The organism is Sphingobium ummariense RL-3 (genome assembly GCF_000447205.1).
Lineage (GTDB): Bacteria > Pseudomonadota > Alphaproteobacteria > Sphingomonadales > Sphingomonadaceae > Sphingobium > Sphingobium ummariense.
Map to the genome: position 1 here is coordinate 1 of NZ_AUWY01000079.1, position 8,368 is coordinate 8,368.

The 8,368-nt window shown below is 67.7% G+C and carries 11 protein-coding genes; 4 read left to right on the top strand and 7 right to left on the bottom strand.

Annotation, left to right across the window (positions count from 1 at the left end; all coding sequences use genetic code 11):
• Together M529_RS0124635 and M529_RS36040 are read left to right on the top strand one after the other, a co-directional pair.
• A partial coding sequence (locus M529_RS0124635) for a heme exporter protein CcmB (RefSeq protein WP_031294993.1) occupies positions 1-176 on the top strand: 176 nt, incomplete at its 5' end.
• 118 nt (positions 177-294) lie between these two features.
• Complete coding sequence (locus M529_RS36040; RefSeq protein WP_021318107.1) at positions 295-1,188, top strand: DMT family transporter; 894 nt, start codon at positions 295-297, stop codon at positions 1,186-1,188.
• A 52-nt stretch (positions 1,189-1,240) separates the two neighbouring features.
• Here the strand turns inward: M529_RS36040 and M529_RS36045 are convergent, their stop codons facing one another.
• On the bottom strand, positions 1,241-1,519 hold the full coding sequence (locus tag M529_RS36045; RefSeq protein WP_021318108.1) for a chorismate mutase: 279 nt from the start codon (positions 1,517-1,519) through the stop codon (positions 1,241-1,243).
• Positions 1,520-1,623: 104 nt separating this feature from the next.
• Here M529_RS36045 and M529_RS36050 point away from each other — a divergent pair, with 104 nt between their 5' ends.
• Positions 1,624-2,652 carry a polyprenyl synthetase family protein gene (locus M529_RS36050; protein WP_021318109.1) on the top strand — a complete coding sequence of 343 codons (1,029 nt, stop codon included), beginning with the start codon at positions 1,624-1,626 and terminating at the stop codon, positions 2,650-2,652.
• A 139-nt stretch (positions 2,653-2,791) separates the two neighbouring features.
• Positions 2,792-3,571, top strand: a complete 780-nt coding sequence (locus M529_RS36055; RefSeq protein WP_021318110.1) for a TSUP family transporter — start codon at positions 2,792-2,794, stop codon at positions 3,569-3,571.
• Between the two features lie 20 nt (positions 3,572-3,591).
• On the opposite strand, the gene M529_RS36060 is transcribed toward M529_RS36055, so the two are convergent.
• The 6 genes from M529_RS36060 to M529_RS36085 form a co-directional block, all read right to left on the bottom strand.
• Entirely contained in the window at positions 3,592-4,329 is a 738-nt protein-coding gene (locus tag M529_RS36060) for a sigma-70 family RNA polymerase sigma factor (RefSeq protein WP_021318111.1), read from the bottom strand.
• 12 nt (positions 4,330-4,341) lie between these two features.
• Positions 4,342-6,462 (bottom strand): flagellar biosynthesis protein FlhA, encoded by a 2,121-nt coding sequence (gene flhA, locus M529_RS36065; RefSeq protein ID WP_021318112.1) that lies wholly within the window; start codon positions 6,460-6,462, stop codon positions 4,342-4,344.
• Positions 6,463-6,471: 9 nt separating this feature from the next.
• On the bottom strand, positions 6,472-7,269 hold the full coding sequence (locus tag M529_RS36070) for a lysozyme family protein (protein ID WP_021318113.1): 798 nt from the start codon (positions 7,267-7,269) through the stop codon (positions 6,472-6,474).
• 196 nt (positions 7,270-7,465) lie between these two features.
• Positions 7,466-7,774, bottom strand: coding sequence for a hypothetical protein (locus tag M529_RS36075; RefSeq protein WP_021318114.1), 309 nt, complete (start codon positions 7,772-7,774; stop codon positions 7,466-7,468).
• A 6-nt stretch (positions 7,775-7,780) separates the two neighbouring features.
• A complete protein-coding gene (gene flgM / locus M529_RS36080; protein WP_021318115.1) occupies positions 7,781-8,062 on the bottom strand; it encodes a flagellar biosynthesis anti-sigma factor FlgM in 282 nt (93 codons plus the stop codon).
• A gap of 56 nt (positions 8,063-8,118) precedes the next feature.
• The coding region (locus M529_RS36085; RefSeq protein WP_021318116.1) for a flagella basal body P-ring formation protein FlgA at positions 8,119-8,368 on the bottom strand (250 nt) is incomplete at its 5' end.

Here is an 8,368-nt window from a genome sequence, read left to right on the forward strand (position 1 = left end):
GGGCGCTGGCCGGGCTGCTGGCGCTGCCGCTGGCGGTGCCGCTGCTGATCTTCGGCGCGGGGACGCTGGGCGACGGCAGCGGCGCGGCGTTCAAATTCCTTGGCGCTGCCTCGCTGCTGCTGGTCGCGATCACGCCCTTCGCGGGTGGGGCGGCGATCCGGGCGGGGCGGGAATGACGGGCTGAGCGCAAGCGGAACGGGTTTCGGCCATTCTCCGGTTGGATCGCCCCATATCCAATCCCAATCCTACCCTTCTCGCTCGACATCCCGCCACCCATCGGCCAAAGGCGCGCGCATGCTTGCCCTTGCCGCATCCGTGCTGTTCGTCCTGATCTGGTCCACCGGCTTCATCGTGGCGCGGGCGATGGTGCCGCATGCCGCGCCCGAACTGATCCTGGCCATCCGGCTGACCATCACCACCCTGCTGCTCGCCGCGGCGGCGTGGCACGCGCGGCAGGCGATGCCGCGCGGGCGGAGGCTGGGGCTTCATCTGGTGGCGGGCGCCATGCTGCACGGCGTCTATCTGACCGTGAGCTGGTGGGCGGTGCAGCACGGCATGCCGGCCGGCGTCATGGCGCTGCTGGGGTCGCTACAGCCACTGATGGTAGCGGTAGCGAGCGTGCTCTTCCTGGGCGAGCGGCTGGCGGGAAGGGCCTGGATCGGGCTGGCCATCGCGATCGGCGGGGTCGCCTGCGTGCTCGCACCGGCGATCGAGCGGTCCGGCGCGGGATCGATCAGCCTGTTGCCCGCCGTCGCCGCAATGGTCGCGGTGCTGGGCATGACGGGCGGCACGCTGATCCAGCGCGGATCGATCGCTGGGGACGGGATCGCGATCTCCGGCGCGGTGCAGAATGGGGGCGGCGCGCTGGTGGCGATCGCCGCCACGCTGCTGATCGGCGACATGCGCTGGGACAATGCGCCGCTGCTATGGGCGGGTCTCGCCTGGTCGGTGCTCGGACTGTCGGCGGCCGGCCTGACGCTGCTGGTCTGGCTGGTGAGGCACCAGGGGCCGACCCGACCGTCGATGCTGCTGCTGCTCGTGCCGCCGCTTGCCGCGATCGAGGCATGGCTGCTGTTCGGCGAGCAGCTGGGGCCGGTGCAGATCGTCGGCTTCGCGCTGGCGCTGGGCGGCGTACTGCTGGGGCGATCCCAGGGCAAGCCGCGCGAGCCCGTGGCGGAGCCGGCCTGACCGCCGTTCGACTGCGCTCGAAGCGATCGGAAGTCAGCGCGGCAGTCGGTGCCTACCCCTCGCGCAGCCGTTCATGGTGGCGGATCACCTCGTCGATGATGAAGCGCAGGAACTTTTCGGTGAAGTCGGGGTCGAGATGGGCCTCGAGGGCGAGCTGGCGCAGGCGGGCTATCTGGCGTTCCTCGCGGCCGGGATCGGCGGGCGGCAGCGTATGTTCCGCCTTGTAGCGGCCGACCGCCTGGGTGATCTTGAAGCGTTCGGCCAGCATGAAGACAAGAGCCGCGTCGATATTGTCGATGCTCTCGCGATAGCGCTTCAACGTTTCGTCCATGGGCAGCCCTTTCCTTCGCCGGGCGCGCTTTTTGCGCCTTATGTCCCTGTAAGCAAGCTATTCCGCTTGCCTTCCGCATTTCACCCGGCCACAGGACGCTCATCATGACCGCACCCGCCACCGGCAACGTCCATCCGATCGGCCGCGCGAGCAGCGCGCCTTCGCTCGCCCCCATGATGGCGCTGGTCGCCGAGGGGATGAACCAGGTCAATGCCGTGATCCTGGACCGTATGCAGTCGCGCATTCCCCTGATCCCCGAGCTGGCGGGCCACCTGATCGCGGGCGGCGGCAAGCGGTTGCGGCCGATGCTGACGCTGGCCTGCGCCGAACTGCTGGGCTATGCGGGCAGCCGACATTACAAGCTGGCCGCCTCTGTCGAGTTCATCCACACCGCCACGCTGCTGCACGACGATGTCGTCGACGGGTCCGGGCTGCGCCGGGGGCGCAAGACCGCGAATATCATCTGGGGCAACAGCGCCAGCGTGCTGGTGGGCGACTTCCTCTTCTCCCGCTCGTTCGAGCTGATGGTCGAGGCGGAGTCGCTGAAAGTGCTGAAGATCCTGTCCAGCGCATCGGCGGTGATCGCCGAGGGCGAGGTCAACCAACTGACCGCGCAGCGCAAGATCGACACCAGCGAAGACCAGTATCTGGACATCATCGGCGCCAAGACCGCCGCGCTGTTCGCCGCCGCCTGCCGCATATCCGCGGTGGTCGCCGATCGTGAGGAAGCCGAGGAGCAGGCGCTGGACGTCTATGGCCGCAACCTGGGCATCGCGTTCCAGCTGGTCGACGATGCGATCGACTATGAATCGGACGGCGCGACCATGGGCAAGGACGCGGGCGACGATTTCCGCGACGGCAAGGTCACGCTGCCGGTGATCCTGGCCTATGCGCGGGGATCGGAGGAGGACCGGGCCTTCTGGCGCGCAGCGATCGCAGGCAACCGGGTGAGCGATGCGGACCTGGCCCATGCGACCGGGCTGCTGCGGCGGACCGGGGCCATCGCCGACACGCTGGCGCGGGCGCGGCATTATGGCCAGCGTGCCATCGACGCGCTCGGCATTTTTCCGGGCGGGAAGGCCAAGGCGGCGCTGAGCGAAGCGGTCGAGTTCGCCATCGCGCGGGCCTATTGAGGATTTGCCCGGACGCTTCGTTCGGTCCATTCGTTCCGTTCGCCCCGAGCTTGTCGAAGGGCTGTTCTTCTCTTCAAGACAATGCAGGGCTTCGACAAGCTCAGCCCGAACGGGGTGAGGGTCGGAGGCGAGAGCCATCATGATCCTTTCCCCCGAAACCATCCTGTTCCTGATGGCCGCCGCGCTGATGGCCGGGTGCATCGACGCGATGGCGGGCGGTGGCGGGCTGATCACCCTGCCCGCGCTGATGGCGGCGGGCATCCCGCCCGTGCCGGCGGTGGCGACCAACAAGCTGCAATCTTCCTTCGGCACTTTCGGCGCGTGCATCGCCTATGCGCGCAAGGGGCATATGGACCTGGCGACCTATTGGAAGCCGGTGGCGGCGGCCTTTATCGGATCGGTTGGCGGGGCATGGCTGCTGCAGCGGGTGGACCCGTCGATCCTGGCGGGCCTGATGCCAGCGCTGCTGATCGCGATCGCGGCCTATTTCACCTTCTCGCCCAAGGTGAGCGAGATCGACCGGCATCAGCGGATCGGCATCGTCGCGCTCAGCCTGCTGATCGGGGTCGTCGGTTTCTATGACGGCTTTTTCGGGCCGGGCGCGGGCGCCTTCTACACCACGATCTTCCTGGCACTGGGCGGGCTCGGGCTTGTGCGCGCGACGGCGCAGACCAAGGCGGCGAATTTCGCCAGCAATGTGGCCGGCCTCGCCACCATGGTCGCGGGCGGGCATGTGCTGTGGATCGCGGGACTGGCGATGGCGGTGGGCAGCATCACCGGCGGCCAGATCGGATCGCACCTCGCCATGCGTTTCGGCAGCCGGCTGATCCGGCCGCTGCTGATCGTGATGTCGCTGGCGCTGACCGCCAAGATGCTGCTGGACCCGAAGAACCCGATCCACGTCTATCTGTTCGGCTGAGGCCCGGCGGCCTTCGCCGGTCAGTCCCAGTCGCGCAGCTTCTCGCGCAGCTTGTCGAGCGCGGCCTTCTTGATCTGGCAGACGCGCGCCGCGCCGATGTCCAGCGTGGCGCCGATTTCCTCCAGGTTCAGTTCCTCGACGAAATAGAGCTGGAGCACCAGCGCCTCGCGCTGCGGCAGGTCGCCTATGCATTTCGCGAGCGCGGCTTTCAGCGATTCGCGCTCCATGATGTCATCGGCGCGGTCCTCCACATCGGCGAACCACATGGACTGGTCGGAATAGACCTCGTCCATGCTGCTGTGCTGGACCATTTCCGTGCTGTCGGCGAGTTCGCGATAGGCGGATGCCTCCATGCCCATGTCGGCGGCCATTTCCGCCTCCAGCGGCGCGCGGCCCAGCCGCTGCTCCAGCCTGGCGCGCGTCGCCATCAGTTCCTTGCGCTTCGTCATGGCCGATCGGCAGAGCGTCGCCTGGCGCCGCAGATAGTCGATCATCGCGCCGCGCACGCGCATCTGCGCATAGGAGGCGAAGCCCAGGCCCCGGTCCTCGAAACTATTGGCGGCCTCCACCAGCGCGACCATGCCGATCTGGAGAAGATCCTCGATCTCGATCGCGCTGGAGACACGGCCATGAACGTGCCAGGCGATCTTGCGCACCAGCGGCATGTAGCGCCGGGCGAGCTGTTCGGGCGAATTGGCCGCGCCCGTCCTGCCATAGGTGTCGACGCCCGCGCCGGCCCTGACTTTCTGCATGTACATGGCTCAGTCTCCTCAGGCGACCCGTTCGCGCGCGGGCAACGGATCGTGGCGGGGCGTGGGGCGCTGCTCGCCGCCAACGACGGCGACGACCTCGACCCCCTTGCCATCGGGAATCTCCAGGAAGGACAGCACCGGCGTCTCCGGCAGATGGGGTTTGAACAGCCGCGCCAGCGCGCGACGGGCGATGGGCGAGGTGACGATGGCGAAGGCGCGCGCCTGCCCCAGAAGCGGACGGGCCGCCTGCACCACCGCCTCGACGATGCGGTTGGCGAGCGCGGGCTCGATCGGATGGCGGGCATCGCCCGCGATGCGCATCGCCTGCGCGAGCAGCGCTTCCAGATCGCCGTCGAGCGTGATCACCGGCAGCGGCATCTTCACGGGGACAAGGCCCTGGATGATGAGCGAGCCGATCCGCTGGCGCACCGCCTCGACCAGTTGTTCGTGATTCATATCGGGCCGCGCCGCGTCGACCATCGCCTCGCAGATGCGGCGGAAGTCCTTGAGCGCGATCCCTTCCGCCAGCAGCGCGCGGCAGAGCGCGGAGATCTGGGCGAGGCTGAGCAGGCCGGGGGTGAGGCCGTCGACCAGCTGGGGCGCAGCGTCCTTCAGCGTGTCGAGCAGCTTGCGGGTTTCGTCCAGACCGAACATCTCGCTCGCGTTCATGGCAATGAGCTGGTTGAGGTGGGTCGCGACCACCGTCGGCGGATCGACCACGGTATAGCCGGCCACCACCGCCTCGCTGCGCTTGGAGGGCGAAATCCAGACGGCGTCGAGGCCGAAGGTCGGGTCCTTGGCGGGACGGCCGGCGACGACGCCTTCCAGCGCGCCGCTGTCGAGCGCGAGCAGGTCCTCGGGCCAGATCTCGTCCTCTCCGACGACGACGCCGGCGATGGTGATGCGATACTGGTTGGGTTCGAGCGCCAGATTATCCTTCACCCGGACCATCGGCACGACGAAGCCTAGTTCCTTGGACAGCTGGCGGCGGATGCCGGTGATGCGGGCCATCAGCGGCGCGCCCTTGCGCTCGTCCACAAGGCCGATGAGGCCATAGCCGATCTCCAGCCCGAGGATCGCGCCATCCGACACGTCGTCCCATTCGATGACGGCTGGATTGGCGGGGGGCGGCGCGGGCGCGGGCTCGGCGGCCTTGCGCTGGCTGGACTTGCGCAGCTGCCAGGCGATGAAGCCGGCGATGGCGGCAGCGGTCAGGATGATGAAATGCGGCATGCCGGGCAGCACGCCCAGGAAGCCGAGGATCGCGGCGACCGGCACCCAGGCCTTGCCCGACCCGAACTGGCTGGTGATCTGGCCGCCCAGATCCTCCTCGCTGTTGACGCGAGTGACGATGGCGGCGGCGGCGATCGACAGCAGCAGCGCGGGCACCTGCGCCACCAGCGCGTCGCCGATGGCGAGGATGATGTAGGTCTGCGCGGCGTCGCCGATCGACAGCTTGTGGCTGACGACGCCCAGGATGATGCCGCCGACGATGTTGATCGCCAGGATCAGGATGCCGGCGACGGCGTCGCCCTTCACGAACTTGCTGGCGCCGTCCATCGATCCGTAGAAATCCGCCTCGGTCGCGACCTCGCGGCGACGGACCTTGGCTTCCTCCGGCGTCAGCAGGCCGGCGTTGAGATCGGCGTCGATCGCCATCTGCTTGCCAGGCAAGGCGTCCAGGGTGAAGCGGGCGCTGACTTCCGACACGCGGCCCGCGCCCTTGGTGATGACGACCAGGTTGATGATCATCAGGATCGCGAAGACGAAGATACCGACGACATAATCGCCGCCGATCAGGAAATGGCCGAACGCCTCGATCACATGGCCGGCAGCGTCCGAGCCTTCATGCCCCGACACCAGCACGACGCGGGTCGAGGCGACGTTGAGCGCGAGGCGCAGCAGCGTGGCGAACAGCAGCACCGTCGGGAAGCTGGAGAAGTCGAGCGGCTTGGCGGCATTCAGCGCCACCATCAGCACCGCAAGGCTGATCATGATGTTGGTGATGAAGCCGATGTCGAGCATCACCGCCGGCACGGGGACCATCATGAACAGCACGACCATCAGCGTCGCGAACGGGAGCACGGCCCCCTTGGCGGCGCTCGTCCAGATCTTCGCTTTGACTTGGGCGGGGGTCATGTCGGGTCGTTACCTTCCGAGGGTGGCGAGCATGAGATAGGCGAGGCGCGCGGTCTGCGGCTGGGGCCGGACGTCGACGTCGGCCTGGGTCGCGAGGCGCTGGGTTTCGATGCGGACATAGTCGGCCGGCTGCACCGTCTTCGCATTGGCGGGCAGCGCGGCGTCAGCATATTGGACGGCGCCGGTGCCCAGCGAATCGACGCCGTTCTGCAGCTTCGTGGCGAAGCGGTCGCGGATGTCGGCGAAGCTGCGCGCATTGCCCTGCCGGTCGTAGAAGATCGAGCGATTCGCGCGCGCCGCTGCCGGGAACAGCGATGCGGCCGTCGCACCGGGCGCGCGGTCGTGCATCGACAGGAACTTGGCGGCGCCGCCCACGCCCAGGAAATGCGCGAGGTAGAGATCGACCGGCTGCGCTTCGCGGCCCAGACGCTGTTCCAGATAGGCCTTGTTGTCGGCGGCGTGCTCGGCCGCCATGACCGAGGCGGTTTCGGGATGGTTGCGCAGGTCGAGCACCTGCTGGCGAAGATCGGGATCGGAGACATAGTAGCGGCCGTTGCTGCCGCGGCTGATCGCATTGGCGGCCCAGCCCAGGCCATATTCGCTGCCATGCTTGTCGATGACGGCGAGCCAGCTCTGGTCGACGAACTGATAGAGGCCGCGCGCAGACGAGGTGCTGGCGCGTGCGGTGGGATTGAGGCTGCTTTCGATCTTGGCCTGCCCCAGCAGATAGGCGAAGTCCACGCCCGTCCTGCGGCTCGCCATGGCGATCGCGTTGGTCACGCGATTGCCGGTCGAAGCGCCTCCCATAGTGATGTCGAAAGCCGACACTGCGATATTCGTCCCCGTTGGTAACGGAGCCATTAGAGCAAGCGCTGTGCCAAGATTTGGTTAACGCGGAGGCAACTATCGGAAAAATCGCGACCAATGGAGGACGCGCGAGCGGAACGCGCGCCACGAAAAAGGGCGCCCAAGGCGCCCCATTTGTTCGACCGGGAAGGAAAATTCAGCGCCCGTAGGTCAGGGGGGCCGATCGAGCACCCTGCGCTGCGAGCAGGTTCAGCCGCTGTCCCATATGGTCGGCGAGCACATGAGTACGCACCCGCGCCGATTCGATCAGCGGCAGCAGCGTGCTCAGCCGTTCGACCACGGCGGGTTCGGAACGCCAGGCTCCGATCGCGCGGACGGACGCGGCCGCGCGGCTGACCTCGCCGCTCGCTGCCTCGATTTCCGCGGCGTCAGATCCCTCCAGTGCGAGCCGGAGCGTTTCGAAGGCCTGGAACAGATCGTCGAGCGCGGCGAGACCAAGTGTCATGATCGTTTATCCTGCGGTGGGAAGATCCAGCGCCAGCATCTTTTCGGCGATGGTGGAGGGATCGACGGGATAGTTGCCGGATGCGATGGCCGCCTTGATCGCGGCGATCCGGTCCATGTCGACCGGCGCGCCTTCGGCCGCCATGCGGGCTGCGGGGCTGGTGGACGAGGCCGAGGAAGACGAGACGCCGCCCGTTCCGGCCGGCGAAGCCGCGCGCGTCTTGCCGCCTTCCCGCAGACGGGAGGCCTCGATCGCCGCGCTCATGCTCTGGCCTACAGACTTGATCATCGTTTCATTCCTTCACTCGTCCCGCCCAGACTAGATACGGATCGGTTCAAAAATCCTTAAATGCCCGGAACGCGCACCATGCCCATTTCGACGACCTGTGCAAAGATGGGGGGCGATTTCCGGTCCTCGCGCACGCGGATCGTGTCGCCGACGGCGCCGTCCTCGTCCGCGATCATCGCGCGCGAGACGCTGAAGGCGGCATTGCCGGCGATCAGCTGGACGGGATCGCCGCGCTTGACCACATTGTCCTTGGGCGCCGGGCGGGCGGCCGGGGCGTAGCGCGCGACCGGGCCGGTGGCGCCGGCG

Coding starts and splice junctions, on each gene's coding strand:
- M529_RS36045 (WP_021318108.1), bottom strand. CDS start 1,519: ATGGACGAAACGTTGAAGCGCTATCGCGAGAGCATCGACAATATCGAC.
- M529_RS36040 (WP_021318107.1), top strand. CDS start 295: ATGCTTGCCCTTGCCGCATCCGTGCTGTTCGTCCTGATCTGGTCCACC.
- M529_RS36060 (WP_021318111.1), bottom strand. CDS start 4,329: ATGTACATGCAGAAAGTCAGGGCCGGCGCGGGCGTCGACACCTATGGC.
- M529_RS36070 (WP_021318113.1), bottom strand. CDS start 7,269: ATGGGAGGCGCTTCGACCGGCAATCGCGTGACCAACGCGATCGCCATG.
- M529_RS36075 (WP_021318114.1), bottom strand. CDS start 7,774: ATGACACTTGGTCTCGCCGCGCTCGACGATCTGTTCCAGGCCTTCGAA.
- M529_RS36050 (WP_021318109.1), top strand. CDS start 1,624: ATGACCGCACCCGCCACCGGCAACGTCCATCCGATCGGCCGCGCGAGC.
- M529_RS36055 (WP_021318110.1), top strand. CDS start 2,792: ATGATCCTTTCCCCCGAAACCATCCTGTTCCTGATGGCCGCCGCGCTG.
- flhA (WP_021318112.1), bottom strand. CDS start 6,462: ATGACCCCCGCCCAAGTCAAAGCGAAGATCTGGACGAGCGCCGCCAAG.
- flgM (WP_021318115.1), bottom strand. CDS start 8,062: ATGATCAAGTCTGTAGGCCAGAGCATGAGCGCGGCGATCGAGGCCTCC.